The organism is Halolamina pelagica, assembly GCF_001307315.1.
GTDB classification, from domain to species: Archaea; Halobacteriota; Halobacteria; order Halobacteriales; family Haloferacaceae; genus Halolamina; species Halolamina pelagica_B.
This window is the reverse complement of record NZ_LGUC01000001.1, coordinates 793717-810241: the sequence shown is the minus strand read 5'-3', so window position 1 is coordinate 810241 and position 16525 is coordinate 793717. Positions and strand designations below refer to the sequence as shown.

The window sequence follows — 16525 nt, the reverse complement described above, 5'->3', positions numbered from 1 at the left end:
CGGGGAGCGATCAGCGATTTCTGATCACGTCACCGACCCGCTCCAACCCCTCCCGTAGCTCCGCGGTCGGCAGGCCGAAGCCGATGCGGAAGCGGTTCTCGTAGGGGCCGAACAGGTGTCCCGGCGCCAGCACCACCGACGCCTCCTCGACGACGACGCGACAGAACTCCTCGGCGTCCTCGAAGCCGTCAGGGATCGTCACGAACCCGTTGACGCCGACCGGCTCGTGCCAGTCGAGGTCGTGCTCGTCGATCCAGTCGGCGACGATATCGCGGTGTTCGGTCGCGAGGTCGCGGTTCTCGGTGAGAATATCCTGTTCCTGATCGCCCAGCGCCTGTTTCGCGACGTGCTGGCCGAACAGCGTCGGCGAGATCGTGGTGTAGTCCTTCCAGCGCCACGCGCGCTCGACGACGTCTTCGTCGCCGACGACCCAGCCGAAGCGCAGGCCAGCGAGGCCGTACGCCTTGGTGAGACTCGTCGTCGAGATGCCGTACTCGCCCATCGCCGCCGCGGGGGTGATGGGCTCTTCGGCGAGCAGCCGGTACACCTCGTCACAGAGCAGGTAGGCGTCGTGCTCGGCGGCGAGATCGTACAGCTCCCGGACCGTCTCCTCGTCGTGGTAGTTCCCCGTCGGGTTGTTGGGGTTGTTGAGCACGACGACCGCGGTGTCGTCGCGGATCGCCTCTTTTACGCCCGCCACGTCGACGCTCCAGTTCTCGCGGTTCAACGGGACCCGCGTCACGTCGCCGAACGCCTCCGGCACGGCGTGGAGCGCCTGATACGTCGGGGTGACGACGACGGCGTGATCGCCGTGTTCGGAGTTCAACAGCGAGAGGAACGTGAGGAAGTTCGCCTCCTGCGTGCCGACGGTGAACAGCACCTCGTCGGCGCCCCGCCCGTAGCGTTCGCCCACCTCGGCACGGAACTCCGGGTCGCCGTTGGTCGGGATGACGTAGCCCAGCTTCCCCGGGTCGAGGTCGAAGCGGTCGGCCGGCAGCGAGCGGATCCCGCTCTCGGCGAGCATGATGTCGGCGTCGTGTTCGTACTCCGCGAACCAGCGTTCGAGGCCGAACGGTGAGACGTCCATACGCCCAGTCCGTCGGGCGGCCGCAAAAACCACCGGGTGCCGGCGACCGGCTCAGTCCCCTTCGCGCTGGCGCATGCTCTGGCGGGTGAACTGCGGCTTCGCCCGGATCGACTTCTGCTTGCGCCGGAACGAGCGCCAGAGCATGACGACTATCGGCGCCGTCACCGCGAGGATGCCGGCCGAGACCCGCCAGTCCTGCCCGAAGGCGTAGATCAGCGCCGCCGAGAGCACGCCGGCGGCGACGAAGATCCCCAGGATCAGCCGCTTGGCGAGATCCCGCATCACGTCGTCGTCGTCTTTCACGTTGATGTTGACCGTGAGGTCCTCGTCCTCCAGCCCGTCGAGCACTCGATCGAGCTTCGGTGGGACCGACACCAGCGCACCAGCCGTCTCCTGTGCCTGCCCGGCGGCGTCGCTGGCGATGCGTCGGGCGGTCTGCTCCCGGTAGCCCTGTTCGGCGAGGTAGTCGGTGGCGACGCTGATGAAGTCGAAGTCCGGATCCAGCGTCACACACACCCCCTCGACGACCGTCGCGACCCGGAGCACCAGCGCGAGATTGCGGGGCAGACGCAGCGGGAACTCGTAGATCGTCCCCTCGACCTGCTCGATGATCTGCTGGACGCGGTACTGTTCGATGTCCTCGCCGCGGGCGTCCTGGATCGCGAGCTCCATTATCTGGCCCATCACCTCGCGGTCGGCCTCCGGCGAGAGCGTCCCCATGTTCACCAGCGCGTCCAGGATCGCGTCGGTGTCCTGCTCGGCGATGGCGACGTAGAAATCCACGATCTTCTTCTGAATGTACGGATCGACGCGGCCGCTCATCCCGAAGTCGTAGAAGATCACCGCGCCCTCCTCGTCGACCGCGAGGTTCCCCGGGTGGGGGTCGGCGTGGAACACGCCGTCGTCGATGATCATCTGGAGGTAGATGCGCTGGAGACGTTCGGCGAGTTCGGTGCGGTCGACGCCGCGGGCGTCGAGTTCGTCGATATCGTTGATCTTCGTCCCCGGGAGGTACTCCATCGTCAGCACCGACTCACCGGAGGCGCCCTCGTGGGTCCGCGGGATGCGGATCTCCTCGTCGTCCGCGAAGTTCTCGCTGATCTCCTCGAGCATCGTCCGCTCGCGGCCGTAGTCCATCTCCTGGCGGATCGTCTTCGAGAACTCGTCGGCGAGGTTCGACAGCGAGAACGCGCTCGACTCGTCGACGAGGTAGATCAGCACCGGCAGCGACCAGCGGATCACCCGCAGGTCGGCGTTGACCAGGGGGACGATCCCCGGCCGCCTGACTTTCACGGCGACCTGCTCGCCGTCGTGGACGGCGCGGTACACCTGCCCGAGGCTGGCGCCGCTGATCGCCTCGGTGTCGAACTCGTCGAACGTCTCGTCGACGGGGCCGAGTTCGGCCTCCAGCACCTCTTTGGCCGCTGCCCAGTCGGCCGGCGGCACCTCGTCCTGCAGCGTCGAGAGCACGTCGACGTACTCCGGCGGCGCCACGTCGGGGCGGGTCGACAGCAGCTGGCCGAGTTTGATGAACGTCGGCCCGAGCGTCAACAGCGTCTCGAGCAGCGCCTCGGCTCGGCGGACGCGCGTCTCGCTATCGACGCTGCGGCTCCGTCCGAACAGCAGGAACCGGTTCCGGTCCCGCGTCCACGCGAACAGCAGCGGGAAGAACCCCTTGATGACGACGAGGAACCGCCAGTAGGCTCGGAGCGACGCCAGCCTGAATCACCCCACCGTTGGGCGCGTCGGCTCCCCGCCTGTGTGGCAACTCGGTCCGACCATCAGGCCTCGTCGATGTCGATCGACTGGGCCGGCCCGGCCGACCGTTTCGGGATGGTGACGGTGAGAACGCCACGCTCCATCGACGCATCCGCATCGCTGCCGGCGTCCGGCGGGAGCGGGATCTCGACGTCGAGGAACAGCGGCCGGTCCTCGCGCACGTAGTCGAACGCCCCGCCGAACGACTTCTCGCGGCGCGCTTCGATCTGGAGTCGACCGCCCTCGCTGCGCAGGTCGGTCGTGTCGGCGGTCGCCCCCGGCAGGTCGATCACGAGTCGGTAGGCAGACTCGCTCTCGAGCAGGTCGGCAAACACGGCGTCCGGGAGCTCTCGGAGCGCCTCGCGAACTGTGTCCATAGTTCGGCTATGGGGGCGCGTCTCGAAAAAGCCGGCGGTGGCGGTGGGACGACATGGTAACGGTCGGCCGTGTCGATCGTGGGGCGACACGGCAACAGTCAGCCGGGGTGATCGGCGAGCGACCCGGCAACCGGTCAGCCGCGGTAAACCAAAGAAGCGTCGGCGCAGTTACGAGGTCGACGGCGTCATCTCGATGTTCATCGCCTTCTGGATGATCTGGATCGACGCCGTCGAGCAGATGAAGTACCAGAAGATCCACGGCTGGATCGGCCCGAGCATCGGCTCGGTCCAGGTCATGCTCCCCCAGATGGGGAAGACGACCTCACCCAGCACGTGGTGGCTGGTCGCGCCGCGGGCGCCGATGGCCCAGTACATCCACAGGAACACCGGGATGGTGAGGAACATGATCCAGGCCATCGGGCGGAACTGCTCTTTGAACATGCCGAGCTGATCGCCCATCGCCTCCATCTGCTCCTCCTGGATCTTCTGCATCGCGGCGTCGTCGCCGCGCTCCTTGGCCTCCTTCCGGCGCTCCTGGATGTCCTTCATCCGGTCCTGGTACATGCTCATCTTGTCCATATCCATGAGCAGCGCACGCAGCACCGTGGAGTAGAGCCCGGTCGTCATCGCCAGCAGCAGGACGACCGCGTAGAACGGGAGCACCTCGAGCAGCGGCCCGAGAACGAGGTCGATGGTGCTGCCGACGACGTTCCGAACCGGGGCGTAGGCGTACCCGACCATGAACAGCACCGTCCCGCCACCGGCCATCTTGTCCCACTTCGACCACGACGTGCCCTCGACGTCGTCGAGGTCGACCGACGAGGTGGTGAGGTCGTCGTCGGACTCGAGCGCCTCACGGGCGGCCGCGGGATCCTCGATCCGGAACCCCGTCTCGCCCTCGACGAGCACCTCCTTCTCGATCAGTCGGCCCCACTGGCCGCTCTCGATCTCGCCTTTCACGTCCGTCCAGCCGACCTCGCCGTCGTCGGCGCGGTCGAGCACCGTCTCGACGACATCCCGCATCGCGGGGTCCTCCGAGACGAGTTCGCGGACGCGCTTCTCGGTCCGTACCATTGAGACTCCCTTCGCTACCGGGCGTAATGAACCTTTTACTTGCCGCTGTCGACGTAGCCGGCAGTCGGAGAAACGAGGGGGCGGTTACGCCTCGATAGCGTCGCTGAGTCGCTCGAACACGTCCTCGGGCGTCCCTTCGCCGTCGATCTCGACCAAGTCGCCCGTCTCCCGGTAGTGTTCGATCACGGGCTCGGTGTTCTCCTCGTACACCTCGAGTCGGTCGCGAACCACGTCCTCCTCGTCGTCGTCGCGCTGGACGAGCCGCTCGCGCACGTCCTCGTCCTCGGGCATGTCGAACTCGACGTGGTAGTTCTCGCCGGTCTCGGGGTCGACGCGGCGGCCGGTCAGGCGCTCGACCAGCACGTCGCGGTCCACGTCCAGGAAGAACACGTAGTCCAGGTCGGTCGCGTCGTCGAGGTACTCGACCTGGTCGAGGTTGCGCGGGTAGCCGTCGAGCACGTAGCCGTCGGCGTCCTCGAGCGCCGCCGCGAGCACCTCGTTGACGACCTCGTCCGGGACGAGCTCGCCGGCCTCCATGAAGCTCCGGGGCGTGCCGTACTCCGTCTCCATGTCCTTGTTCGCCCGCAGGGCGTCGCCTGTCGAGACGTGATCGAGGTCGTAGGTCTCACAGAGTCGCGTCGCCTGCGTGCCTTTGCCGGCGCCGGGCGGACCCAGCAGTAGGATGTGGTAGTCGGCCATAGTTGGACTCACTCGGGCCGCGCATAAAGGCTTGAAGAAAGCAGTCGCGCGGCACGTTTTTGCGACCGCCGACTGATCCACCCCGCATGGGCGATCCACCCGCGACACCCATCGACGACGAGGCCGTCCACGTCGCCACCACGGCGCGCACGTACGCCGATCAGGCGACCCACTTCGTCGATAAGTACCTCGACTTCTCGCTGTTCGACCGCCACGGTGCCGCCTTCCGGGACGCGCTCCCCGAGACGGACGACCGCCCGCCTCGAGTCCTCGACGTGGGCTGCGGTCCCGGTGCCGACACCGCCCCGATGGCCGATATCGGCCTCGAAACCGTCGGGCTCGACATCACGCCCGCGTTCCTCCGGGAGGCGAACGAGCGTGTCGCTGATGCACGGTTCGTCTGCGGCGACATGCGGGCACTCCCGTTCGGTCGCGAACGCTTCGAGGGGCTCTGGAGCAGTGCCGCGTTCCTCCACCTCCCACGGGGGACGGCAGGTTCGGCACTCCAAGAGTTCGCCCGCGTGGTCGCCCCCGGCGGCGCCCTGCTGCTCTCGGTGATGGCGAGCGAGACGCGCGGTGCCGATGCTGTGGAACTGCCGGACGGCCGGCAGTTCACCTTCTGGCAGGAGGCGGCGATCCGCGACCGTCTCGACGCGGCGGGGTTCACCGGGATCACTGCACTCGGTGAGGAGGAGGATTGGCACGCGCTCCTCGCTATCCGGGACTGATTAGTCGCCGCGCGCCCCAGAGCCGGTATGACCCGCTTCGACGCCGACACGCCGACCGATCGGCGAAAGCTGTTCGCCGACGCCGTCACCGCCCACCGAAACCGCGGCAGCGCCTTCCTCACCATCGAGGCCGCCCCGCCGGAGACGCCGGCGTTCGACCCGGACGGCGACGGCGGCCGGCAGCGCGCCGCCGACCCATCCGGCGACGACGGCCGGCAGCGCGCCGCCGACCCATCCGGCGACGACGAGGACGCGGAGGAGGAGCCCCAGCCGTGGCTCCAGTTCGCCGAGAAGACGTTCAACCTCGACGCCACAGACGCGGAACTGGAGCGTGTCAAGTCGCTAGTCGACGAGTTCCCGGAGTTCCGCATCGACGAACTCGAGTCGCCCGAGACGGCGGAGGGGACCAACGTTCGCATCACCGCCCGCTCGGACGCCAACCGCCTCGCGGACTTCGCGGACCGCGTGTTCCGCGAGGTGTACGAGTGCGAGGAGGAGTACCGCGCCTGGGTCGTCGCCGTCTGAGCCGGCGACAGAAGCGCCCGGGGACTACGCCCAGTGACGTTCGGTCAGATCTGCCCGCATCACGAAGTCGGGCTCGTCGCCCACGTCGGCGCCCGCAAGCGCCGCGTCGCTCACCCACTCCACCGCCTCGGGGATCAGCACCCGCGTCGTGTCGGCGCCGACGGACGCGGCGTCGCGGCGGATCGCGGCCAGCAGCGCGTCGCAGGACGCCGGATCGCGCCACGCTGCGACGCCGTACTCAGCGCGGGTCCGTGGCTCGCCGTCGCCGTCCTCACGCTTGCTCGTCCGGACCCGGTAGCTGAACCCCCGACACCGCCGTCGGGCGCCGACACGACCACCAGACGGTCGGCCGCGGCGGCCTGCCGGAGGCGGTCGCGGGTCAGCTCCGACACCGCCCACGACTCCGACGGGTCGAGCGCGAGCCCGTCGAGCGCGTCCCGCGCGGCCGCGTCGGCCCAGAACCCCCACGCAGCGTCGGGATCGGCGTCGACGACGCCGGCCTCGTCGGTTCGCGCGGTCGCGTCGGCGTCCGGGGCGGGCTGGACCCACCGGAACTCGGTGCCGGGATCGAACCCGTTGACCCGGGAGGCGCCGAGGCCGCCGGTGTTCCAGGAGAACACCATGTTCCGGGCCACGCGCCGTCCCGTCTCGTAGAGCCAGTGGAAGCCGGCGTCGTTCAGCGCCCGCGAGAGCCGCCGGCCGCGGTACTCGGGATCGACCCGCATCGCCTGCATCCACCCCTCGTGCTCGCTGAGGCCGACCGCCTGGCAGATCCCTACCGCGCGGTCGTCGGCGAGTTCGGGCACGTCGTCGGGATCGACGCCGTCGACGGATTCCGGCGCCGGCGGCGCCGCGGCGGTGTCCACGGCGACGAACGTCCGCGTGTCCGGGTCGTCGTCGGCCATCCACCGCGGGAACGCGTCGGGGATGTAGTCGCCGTTCTCCCAGGTGTCGGCGGTGAACGCCACGACCGCCGGGTAGTCGCCCGGAACCGCCTCCCGGACTTCGATCTCCGCGTCCGTGCTGTACTCGGTCGCCCGCGTTACGTCCATGGCTGGGACTCCCTGGTGAGCTCACCTTCGAGGTCCCGACCCATCGCGTCCGCGGGCTGGTTTGCGTTCTCGAGCGCCCACATCAGCTTCACCTTCGCCGTGCCCGGAAGCGTGTCGCCACACTCCACGACGCCGGCGTCGAGCAGGTCCCGCCCGGTGTCGTAGACGCGGTCACAGACCCGGCCCTCGATGCACTGGGAAGTCATCGCGACGGTCGTGCCGTTCTCGACGAGCTCCGCGAGTCGAGGGATGAGGTCGGTGTGAACGTGGCCGAGCCCCGTTCCTTCGACGACCACGCCGGACTTCCCGTCGAGGTACTCCCACGCGGCCGGGTCCATCCCGGGCGTCGGCTTGACGAGCTCCACGTCGGTCGCGAGATCGGGGTGGATCGCGAGGTCGGTCTCGCCGCGGTCGGCGTACTCGCCGTGGAACTCGACGCCCGCGGCGTCGCCCTGCCCGCCCTTCGCCGCGTCGTAGTCGACCGTTCCGAGCGGTTCGCTCCCGACGGTTTCGAAGGCGTCGCGCCGGGAAGTGTGGTTCTTCCGGACGCGCGTGCCGCGGTGGAGTGCGCAGTCGTCGTCCGAGGGCGTCGCGTGCATGCAGACCATCACCTCGGCCGCGTCGGCCGTCGCCGCCTCGACGGCACACACCGCGTTCATCACGTTGTCCGAGGAGGGGCGATCCGCCGAGCGCTGGCTCCCCGTGAACACGATCGGGACCGGCGTCTCGAGCATGAACGAGAGCGCGGCCGCCGAGAACTGCATCGTGTCGGTGCCGTGCATCACGACGACGCCGTCGGCGCCGGCCTCGATCTCCTCTTTGACGGCCCGGGCGAGCTCCTGCCAGATCGCGGGCTCCATGTTCTCACTCAGGATGTCGGCGACGACGCGGCCACGGTAGTTCGCCCGCCCCGCGAGTTCGGGCACCGCCCGCAGCACGTCCTCGGCGTCGAACCGAGCCGTGACGGCGCCGGTGCGGTAGTCGACGGTGGAGGCGATCGTCCCGCCGGTCGAGACGAGCGCGATCGTCGGGAGCGCCTCGTCGAACTCGACTTCGGAGGCGTCGCCGCCGGCCTCGCCCTCCGCGATGTCGTACACGTCGGACTCGAGTATCTCGACGTCGGCGCCGTCGCGGGCGATCCCCACGTTGTAGCCGCCGTCGAGTTTGAGCACGAGATGGTCCTCGTCGGTCGTCGGCATCAGGACGCCTTCGTCGGTCGCGCCGTCGTGATCGACGCGGACGCGGTCCCCGGGATTCATACCCGCAGGTTCCGGTCGGTCGGACTTGAAACTGCCTTCTTCCGGCGCTCCCAGGGCCGTGACGGCGCAAGACCCATACTGCCGGCTCCCCCAGTACGGGGTATGCAGCGATCGCGCGAGCCGGAGACGGACACTGCGGCGGATCTCGCCGCCGACACCGACGACGAGGCGGCGTCGAGCGACGGCCGGCTCGCTGGCGCTCGCCGACGACTGGGCCGGCTGTTCTCCCTCCGTGCGTTCCTCCTCGCGCTGGCGGTCGTGACCGTCGGGGTCGTCGCCGGCGGCGCGATCGGCGGGGTCGTCCCGTTCATGGGGACCGTCGGCCGGATTGTGGGGGTGGTCGCGGCGACGTTCCTCCTCGGGCTGGCGCGCTCGCGTCGCCAGTATCTCGAAGTCGGCGTGGCGGGCGCGGCGGTGGCGGCGGTGCTGGCGGTGACGCAGGTGTTCAGCGGCGTGTTCCTCCCGATCGGCGTCGAGTGGCTCCAGCAGTACGGGCTGGCGCTGGGCGCCATCGGCGCCGGCAGCGGCGCGGTCGCGTCGCTGCTCGGCTACTACTTCGGACGGGACCTCCGAGCCGGGCTGACGAAGTCGATCTAGGCGAGCTCCCAGGCGTCGGCGCCCTCGACCCGCCGGAGCAGCCCGTGCTCGGTGAGCTGCTCCAGCGCGTCCGCGACGGCGCTCTCGTCGGCGTCGACGTCGTCGACGATCTCGCTGCGTGAGCCGTCGGTGGTAACGACCGCCGACAGCACCGCGGCGTAGAACCGTGAGTCGGCTTCGGCGCCGATGTGGCCGTTCAGCCGGTCGAGCACCTCGTTCACCCGGCCGTCGACCCACCGCTGGGCCAGCGAGAGCTCGCGTTCGAGGCTCTGGAGCCGGTCGAACTCCTTCGCGAGCCCCGCCAGCCCGTCGTCCTCGGGCTGGTCGCCGATGTCGATCTCCAGATGCGCACAGCAGCCGGTCATGTCGAGGCCACGGCTCGCGGGGTAGGCGCTTTTCGCGCCGAAGCTGTGCGGCGAGACGCTCACTTCGAGCCTGACCGCGCGGGCGATGTGGAAGTACTTCCGTCGCTGGTCGTCGGTGTGGCTCTCGACCAGGCCGGCCTCCTCCAGTTTGCGCAGGTGATCGATGACCGCCTTCGGGCTCACGCCGAGGTACTCGCTGATCTCCGTGACGTAGCAGGACTTATGCGAGAGGAGCCGCAGAATGCGCCGGCGGTTCTCGTTGCCCAGAAGGTTCAGCAGTACCGCCGAGTCCATACTCCGGCTTGGCGGCAGGGAGCAAAAAGGCTGTCTCACTGCAGGACCCGCCTCCCCCCGCCGACGGCGGGCGTTTCCGGGGGCCAAAAGGCTATCCCTGCGGGCCCGCCACTTCCGGCCCATGTACCGACGCGACCTGCGGGACACGTCCCGCGACGGCCTGCTGGCCGACATGGCGACCGCCGACCTCGCCGTGCAGGCGGCGCCGAGCCCCGACGGGGACCGCATCGCCTACGCACGAACCCGCGAGGACCAGACCGATCTCTGGCTCCACGAGGACGGCGCCGACGCCCGCCTCACGAGCGAGGGAGTCACCGCGATGCGTCGCGGCCGTGGCGACACCCAGTGGCTCGCGTGGGCTCCCGACGGCGACCGAATCGCGTTCGTCGACGCCGCCGGGACGCTCTCGACGGTCGACGCCGACACCGGCGAGGTCGAGACGGTCACTCACCACGACGACCCGGATCTCGGGCTCGCGTGGGGGACCCCCGGGATCGCCGCCGTCACGAACGCGGTCTCGCGGGCCGCGCTGGTCCTCGTCGACCCCGACACCGGGAGCCAGCGCGTGCTCGCGGACGACGACTATCTGTACAACGACCCGCGCTGGGGCGACGACGCCCTCTACGCGATCCGGGCGCCCCACCGCAGCCTGTTCGACTTCGAGTCGGAACTGGTCCGGTTCCCGATCGAGGACGGCACCGTCGCCGCCGACCCCGAACTCGTCGTTGCCGAAGACGCCGTCCGGGTCCAGACGCCGCGGCCCCACCCTGACGGCGACGGTGTCGCGTTCGTCCACGACGCGAACGGGTTCGACGAGATCCACTACGCCGACGGCGAGGCGGTCGCAGCGGCGGCCGAGGGCGCAGTCGAGACGACCACGGTCCACGCCGCCGCGGAGACGGAAGTCGGCGCGCCCGCGTGGCACCCCGCCGGCGACCGCCTCGCGTTCACGGCGACCGCCGCGGGCCGTTCGTACGTCGGTGTCACCGACCTCGACGGCGACGCCGACCTGCTGAGCGAGGAGGACGCGTTCCACACTGCCCCCGTCTGGCTGGACGGCGACGTGTACACGGTCCGGGGCGATCCGACGACGCCGCCGCAGGTCTGGAACGCCAGCGCGGGCGAGCCGGCGATCGAGACCGGCTCGGTCGGGTTCCCCGAGCGACTCGCCCGACCGACGGAGTTCACGTTCCGCTCCGGCGGTCGAGAGATCCACACTATCGTCTACCCCCCGGTCGGTGGGTTCCCCGAGGAGCCTGACTCGGTGCCCGTGCTGGTCCACCCCCACGGCGGTCCGACCGCGTTCGACGACTTCGGCTGGGACTACCGCTCGCAGTACTTCGCGGCGCTGGGCTACGCGGTCGCGATGCCGAACTATCGTGGCTCGGACGGCTACGGCCGGGATCACCGCATGGCAAACGACGGCGACTGGGGCGGCGGCGACCTCGACGACGTGATCGACGCGGCCGAAGCCACGGCCGACGCCTTCGCCGCAGTCGACGGCGACCGTGCGGGGATCTTCGGCGGCTCCGGCGGCGGCCTGATGACGGTGAACGCGCTGGGGAACACCGACGCCTACGACGCCGGCGCGGCGTTCTACGGCGTCTACGACTACGAAACGTTCGTCGACGACACCGACGACGTCGGCTGGCAGCTGATGAAGCGCGAGCTCGGCGACCTCGCGACCGATCTCGCGAACTACCGCGAGGCCAGCCCGATCCGGGACGTGCCCGACATTCAGGACCCCGTGCTCGTGCTCCACGGCGAGGAGGACACTCGCGTGCCGCTCAGCCAGTCCGAACAGCTCTGTGAGGAACTGGAGAAACACGGCAAACGGCACGAACTCCAGTCCTACGCCGAGGAACCGCACGGGTTCAGCCAGCGTGAGAACGTCGTCGACGCCTACACGCGCGTCGCGGACCTGTTCGCGAAGTACCTCCGCCTCGACCCCGACGATGGGAGCAGCCGGCCCCATCGCCCCGACGAGGGGTAGCCGGTCACGGCTCGTGACCCGCTCGGACGCCATGTCCGAGCCACGGAGCGTGATGCCGTGATCGTGTGCCAATCAGGTTGCGATAGCCGGCTACGACTCCGTGTCCAGTTCGGCCTCGACGGCGGCGTCGATCCGCGGCCGGATCCGTTCCGTTCGGCCGGTGACGAACCCCGCTAGTTCACCAGGCATGCCCTGCCCCTCGACGGCGTCGTCGAGGCTCGTGAGTCGGGTCCTGAGCCCTTCCAGCCGTCGGTCGGCGTCATCCCCGCGACCGTCGCGGGCGGCTGCCCGGGCGGCGACGGCGATCAGCACCGCGGCGTCGACCGCGCGGACGACGCCCGCGACACCGCCGCCGAGGCTGCCGTTCCCGCCGCCGTTGTCGTCGCTGTCCTCGTTCTCCTCGCCGAGGAGTTCGGCGACCGCGTCGTCGACGCCGTCGACGAGCTCGCCGGCGTTTTCCTCCGCAGCCGCGACGACCTCGGCCACCGTCCCCTCGTCGATGTTCTGTCCCGTGGGCACGCTGTCGATATCCTCGTCGTCGCGGATCGCCGCGACCTGGAGGCGAGTCTCCACGAGGAACCGGAGCAGGAACTCCGTCAGCGCGACCTTCCCCGTCTCGATCCCCGAGAGATCGATCGTCTCGTCGTCGGGGTTGGGGTTGACACGGAGCGCGCCCGTCGCCCCGGACTCGTCGCGGATCTCCGCGGTGTAGGCGCCCTCGCGGTGGGCGTAGATCCCGAACCGGCCGTCGTCGCTGGGCGGGCGGCCGTCGTACACGGTGCCGGCGAAGTCGTCGTCGAGCGCGACCGACGCCAGCGCCGTCCCCTCGGCGGTCTCGCCGCGGACTTTGACGGCGTCCTCGTTGGCGCTCATCGGGATCGCCCCGTCGACGCCGGCGCGGGTCGTGCCGCCCTCGTGGGTCAAGCGCTCGCTGTAGGGTGCCATCCCCGCGCCGTTGACGGTGAGCTGGTGGTCGCCTTTCTCGGGGTTCTCGAGCGTGATCACGCCAGAGAATGACGGGACCGCTTCGGGATCGCTCTCCAGTAGCGCCACGGTCTCGATCGAGGGGCGAGCAGCGAGACGCCGTTTTTGCCGGGCGCCTCGTCGGCGCCGGTGGCCTCACGGACGGCGCCCAGGATGCGGCTCACGTCCCCACCGGCCTCGATCGGCTCGTAGCGGTCGGCCAGTGCGGCGCGGTGCTGGGGGTCGCTGATGTCGGTCTCGGGGTTCTGAAAACGCGGCTGGTCCCACGGGACGCCGACGGTCGTGATGTGGCCCGAGACGGCGTCCTCGACGAACTCCGGCACGGTGAAGCTGAAGCTCAGCTGTGGCCCGGTGAAGTCGTCGATGTGCCGGATCGCTTCGATCTCCACCAGCTCGTACCGGGCGTCGGCGTCGACAGCAGCCTCGGCCTGCACGTCCGGCACGAACGCGACCTCGCCCTCGCGTTTCGGGATCGACGCTGGCGGGCTCGCCAGCGCGTCGTACGTGTCGACCGTGAGCTCCTCGGGGATCAAGTCCCCCGGGCGGACGTTCGGCAGGCGATCGTGCTCCGGCAGGCGCTTGCCCTCGTACTCCGGCACGGCGTACGGCAACGTCAGCCCCTCGTCACGCGGGAGGCCGTACGCCAGCGGGAGCGACGCTTCGCCGGAGATGACCTCCACGGGGTCGTTGCTGATGTCGGGTGCGAGGCCGTCGACCGCGGTTCGCTGAAACGTCGTCGGCCGGGCGTTCACCCCGAGCGTGCTGGAGTGTGAGCCCACCTCGCTGATGATCGACGCCCGCTCCACGTCCGGATCCAGGTGCTCGTTGTTGGGCACCTTCCGGGAGTGGGCGGAGGCGACGAACAACACCGGTTCGCCCGTCCCGGCCGGCGTCGACTGGTTCGTGCCGTCGGCCGTCGACGACCCGGTGCTCGAACTCGCCTCGCCGTCCCCGGAGCGATCGACGAACACGTGTAGCACCTCCCAGTCGTGCCAGTGGAAGTTCGTCGAGAACTGGTCGAACGCCGAGTACGCCCAGAACTGCACGCAGACGAGCGGCGAGTCGGGGTAGTCGACGGCGTTGTAGAACACCGTCGGGTGGGGATACTCGGTCTCGCGGGCGTCGACGCTGTAGCCGTCGAGTGCGTCGAACCCGTCGACCACGGTGTTGCCGTCGCGCTCGGACTCGTACTCCCGAGGATCCGTTGCGGGCCACTGCTCGTGGGCGCCGTAGTACAGCGTCGGCGCGTGCGCCTCCGCGAGTCGTCGGGACTCCTCGTCGCCGAGTGAGTCGGTGGTGGCTGGCTCGGGACTGCCCGAAAAGAGGTAGGCGCCGCTTGCCGTGGCGCCGCCGCCGGCGAGTAGGGCAAGCATGTGGCGCCTGTCGACCCTATCCCAGTCCATTCGTCTGCCGATCCGTTTCGCGCGAACAGGTATGTGTCTTTGGCTGCACCGAAGGCGTGATACGCCGGCCACCCGATCGTTCTGCCATGGACGCTGCACTCGTGATCCTGGACGGCTGGGGGCTCGCGCCCGACGATCAGTCAGGTCGGGACGCCGTCGGCGCCGCGGCGACGCCGAACTTCGACGCGCTTCGTGAGGCCGGGGCGTTCGGGACGATGACCGCCCACGGCCGCCGGGTCGGCCTCCCCGAGGGACAGATGGGCAACAGCGAAGTCGGCCACATGCATCTCGGCGCCGGCCGGGTGGTCAAACAGCCGTTCACGCGGATCAACGACACCATCGCCGAGAACGAACTGGGCGAGATCGACGCCATCGCGGCGGCGTTCGAGCACGCCGCCGACACCGGCGGCCGGGTCCACTTCGCGGGCCTCGTCAGCGACGGCGGCGTCCACTCGGATCAGTCCCACCTCCACGCACTGATCGAACTGGCAGCCGAACGCGGCGTCGACGCCGTCACCCACGCGTTCACCGACGGCCGCGACACGCCGCCGAAAAGCGGCGCTGACTACCTCGCCGACCTGCAGCGCACGATCGAACAGCACGAAACCGGCCACGTCGCCACCGTCACGGGCCGGTACTACGCGATGGACCGGGACCACAACTGGGAGCGCACGCGGAAGGCGTACGACGCCATCGTAAACCGAGATGCGCGATACGAAACCGACTCCGCAGTGGCCGCCGTCGAAGAGAGCTACGAGCGCGGGGAGACCGACGAGTTCGTGGAGCCGACGCTGGTCAGTGGCGCGCCCCGGTCGAAGACGGTGACGCGGTGATCGTGTTCAACTTCCGAGCCGATCGGGCCCGCCAGCTCTGTCGGCTGTTGGGTGGGGTGGGAACTGACGAGTGGCCGTTCACCCTCGACCGCCCCGACGTTCGGTTGACGACGATGACCCGCTACGAGGAGACGTACCCGTTCCCGGTCGCGTTCCCGCCGAACGAGCCCGAGCGCACACTGGGCGAGCTGTGGGCCGACGCGGGGATGGCCCAGCTGCGGGTCGCCGAGAGCGAGAAGGAACCCCACGTCACCTACTTCTTCAACGGCGGCCGGGACCGTCCGTTCGCGGGCGAGCAGCGCCGGATCGTCGCCTCGCCGGACGTCCCCACCTACGACCACCAGCCCGAGATGTCCGCGGCGGAGGTGACCGACGCCGCCGTCGCAGCCGTCGCCGAGGGTGATCCCCAGCCTGACGCACTCGTGTTGAACTACGCGAACCCGGACATGGTTGGTCACACGGGCGACTTCGACGCGGCCGTGGCGGCGATCGAAGCGGTCGACCGCGAACTGGGTCGGCTCGCGGACGTGCTCGCGGAAGTGGGGGCACACCTGCTCGTGACGGCGGACCACGGCAATGCCGACGACATGGGGACGCCCGAGTCGCCCCACACCGCCCACACGTTCAACCCAGTCCCGGTGATCTACGTCTCGCCCGAGGGCGACGCCCACGGCCGGGCGATCCGGGAGGGAGGCTCGTTGCCCGACGTGGCGCCGACGATCCTCTCCCTGTTGGGGATGCCCCAGCCCGACGAGATGACCGGCGAGTCGCTGTTCGAGTGAGCTAGCGCGGCTCCGGACCCCGGAGCTGGCGGTACGCCGGCCCAGCGAGCAACAGCAGCGCGGCGATCGCCGCGGCGAGGATCAGTTGCGGCTCGATCACCGCCCTCAACCCCTTCCGGAGCACGCGCTGGATCGAGCCACCGGCCACGACGCCCGCGAACGCCCACGGCAGTTCACCGACTGTCGTGCCGACGAGAAACGCCCGCAACGGGACGCCCGAGAGCCCGATCCCGACCGAGACCACGTCTGACGGCGCCGGGAGCAGGCGGCTGACGATCACCCCTCGGAGGTCACCGGTTGCGTCGACGGCGCGCGCGCCCGCCGTCGCGACCCGGCCGCCGCCGGCCGAGCGGCCGGCGAGCAGGAACGGCGGGACGCTCGTGAGCGCGATCAGCGCCAGCGCGACCGGGAGCCCGCGGAGCCCCCAGCCGTAGCCGACGACGACGGCGATGAGCGTGGTGGGCCACGCGAGCAGCGGCCGCACGAGCGCCAGCGCGACCAACGCGGCGGTGAACCGCACGGAATCGGCGGCCAGCCAGTCCAGCCGCGTCAGCACCCACCGGGGCGAAGTGAGCACGGCACCGAGGCCGACGATCAGGAGAACCGTCGCCCCGAGTGCCACACGAGCGCGTCGCTGCACAGCGGGCGTCGCCGTCGCAGAACGATGTGGCTTGTGGTCGGCTGCGGCGCGGTGAAACTGATTTTGGCTACTCCA

The 16525-nt window shown here is 69.8% G+C and carries 14 protein-coding genes and 2 pseudogenes; 5 read left to right on the top strand and 11 right to left on the bottom strand.

Annotated elements, in window-relative coordinates; all coding sequences use genetic code 11:
- Positions 1-10: 10 nt before the first annotated feature.
- From SY89_RS04310 to SY89_RS04290, 5 genes are all read right to left on the bottom strand, one after another.
- On the bottom strand, positions 11-1087 hold the full coding sequence (locus SY89_RS04310; protein ID WP_054583291.1) for an aminotransferase class I/II-fold pyridoxal phosphate-dependent enzyme: 1077 nt from the start codon (positions 1085-1087) through the stop codon (positions 11-13).
- Positions 1088-1138: 51 nt separating this feature from the next.
- The gene (locus tag SY89_RS04305; RefSeq protein WP_054583290.1) at positions 1139-2806 is read right to left on the bottom strand and encodes an ABC1 kinase family protein; all 1668 of its coding nucleotides are present in this window, start codon (positions 2804-2806) and stop codon (positions 1139-1141) included.
- Positions 2807-2868: 62 nt separating this feature from the next.
- Positions 2869-3222 carry an Hsp20/alpha crystallin family protein gene (locus tag SY89_RS04300; protein ID WP_054583289.1) on the bottom strand — a complete coding sequence of 118 codons (354 nt, stop codon included), beginning with the start codon at positions 3220-3222 and terminating at the stop codon, positions 2869-2871.
- Positions 3223-3390: 168 nt separating this feature from the next.
- A complete protein-coding gene (locus SY89_RS04295) occupies positions 3391-4296 on the bottom strand; it encodes a DUF106 domain-containing protein (RefSeq protein WP_054583288.1) in 906 nt (301 codons plus the stop codon).
- A gap of 84 nt (positions 4297-4380) precedes the next feature.
- Positions 4381-4995, bottom strand: coding sequence for an adenylate kinase (locus tag SY89_RS04290; RefSeq protein WP_054583287.1), 615 nt, complete (start codon positions 4993-4995; stop codon positions 4381-4383).
- 86 nt (positions 4996-5081) lie between these two features.
- Here SY89_RS04290 and SY89_RS04285 point away from each other — a divergent pair, with 86 nt between their 5' ends.
- Together SY89_RS04285 and SY89_RS04280 are read left to right on the top strand one after the other, a co-directional pair.
- Entirely contained in the window at positions 5082-5723 is a 642-nt protein-coding gene (locus SY89_RS04285; RefSeq protein ID WP_054583286.1) for a class I SAM-dependent methyltransferase, read from the top strand.
- A gap of 27 nt (positions 5724-5750) precedes the next feature.
- The gene (locus SY89_RS04280) at positions 5751-6248 is read left to right on the top strand and encodes a hypothetical protein (RefSeq protein ID WP_054583285.1); all 498 of its coding nucleotides are present in this window, start codon (positions 5751-5753) and stop codon (positions 6246-6248) included.
- A 24-nt stretch (positions 6249-6272) separates the two neighbouring features.
- On the opposite strand, the pseudogene SY89_RS04275 reads toward SY89_RS04280, so the two are convergent.
- Together SY89_RS04275 and gatD are read right to left on the bottom strand one after the other, a co-directional pair.
- A pseudogene (locus tag SY89_RS04275) lies at positions 6273-7300 on the bottom strand (N-acetyltransferase family protein).
- Entirely contained in the window at positions 7291-8559 is a 1269-nt protein-coding gene (gene gatD, locus SY89_RS04270) for a Glu-tRNA(Gln) amidotransferase subunit GatD (RefSeq protein WP_054583284.1), read from the bottom strand. The pseudogene SY89_RS04275 and the gene gatD overlap by 10 nt, the downstream one beginning before the upstream one ends.
- 102 nt (positions 8560-8661) lie before the next feature.
- On the opposite strand from gatD, the gene SY89_RS04265 reads away from it, so the two are divergent.
- On the top strand, positions 8662-9156 hold the full coding sequence (locus SY89_RS04265; RefSeq protein WP_054583283.1) for a hypothetical protein: 495 nt from the start codon (positions 8662-8664) through the stop codon (positions 9154-9156).
- On the opposite strand, the gene SY89_RS04260 is transcribed toward SY89_RS04265, so the two are convergent.
- Positions 9153-9815 carry an ArsR/SmtB family transcription factor gene (locus SY89_RS04260; RefSeq protein ID WP_054583282.1) on the bottom strand — a complete coding sequence of 221 codons (663 nt, stop codon included), beginning with the start codon at positions 9813-9815 and terminating at the stop codon, positions 9153-9155. The genes SY89_RS04265 and SY89_RS04260 overlap by 4 nt on opposite strands.
- Positions 9816-9936: 121 nt before the next feature.
- Between SY89_RS04260 and SY89_RS04255 the strand changes: the two genes are divergently transcribed.
- Entirely contained in the window at positions 9937-11808 is a 1872-nt protein-coding gene (locus SY89_RS04255; RefSeq protein WP_054583281.1) for a S9 family peptidase, read from the top strand.
- Positions 11809-11898: 90 nt separating this feature from the next.
- Here the strand turns inward: SY89_RS04255 and SY89_RS04250 are convergent, their stop codons facing one another.
- Positions 11899-12861, bottom strand: a complete 963-nt coding sequence (locus SY89_RS04250; protein WP_144427130.1) for a hypothetical protein — start codon at positions 12859-12861, stop codon at positions 11899-11901.
- Complete coding sequence (locus SY89_RS04245) at positions 12810-14165, bottom strand: hypothetical protein (protein ID WP_144427129.1); 1356 nt, start codon at positions 14163-14165, stop codon at positions 12810-12812. The genes SY89_RS04250 and SY89_RS04245 overlap by 52 nt, the downstream gene beginning before the upstream one ends.
- A gap of 116 nt (positions 14166-14281) precedes the next feature.
- Here SY89_RS04245 and gpmI point away from each other — a divergent pair.
- Positions 14282-15810: pseudogene (gene gpmI, locus SY89_RS04240) on the top strand (2,3-bisphosphoglycerate-independent phosphoglycerate mutase).
- A gap of 1 nt (position 15811) precedes the next feature.
- Here the strand turns inward: gpmI and SY89_RS04235 are convergent.
- Entirely contained in the window at positions 15812-16450 is a 639-nt protein-coding gene (locus tag SY89_RS04235; RefSeq protein WP_054583278.1) for a TVP38/TMEM64 family protein, read from the bottom strand.
- Between the last annotated feature and the right edge of the window lie 75 nt (positions 16451-16525).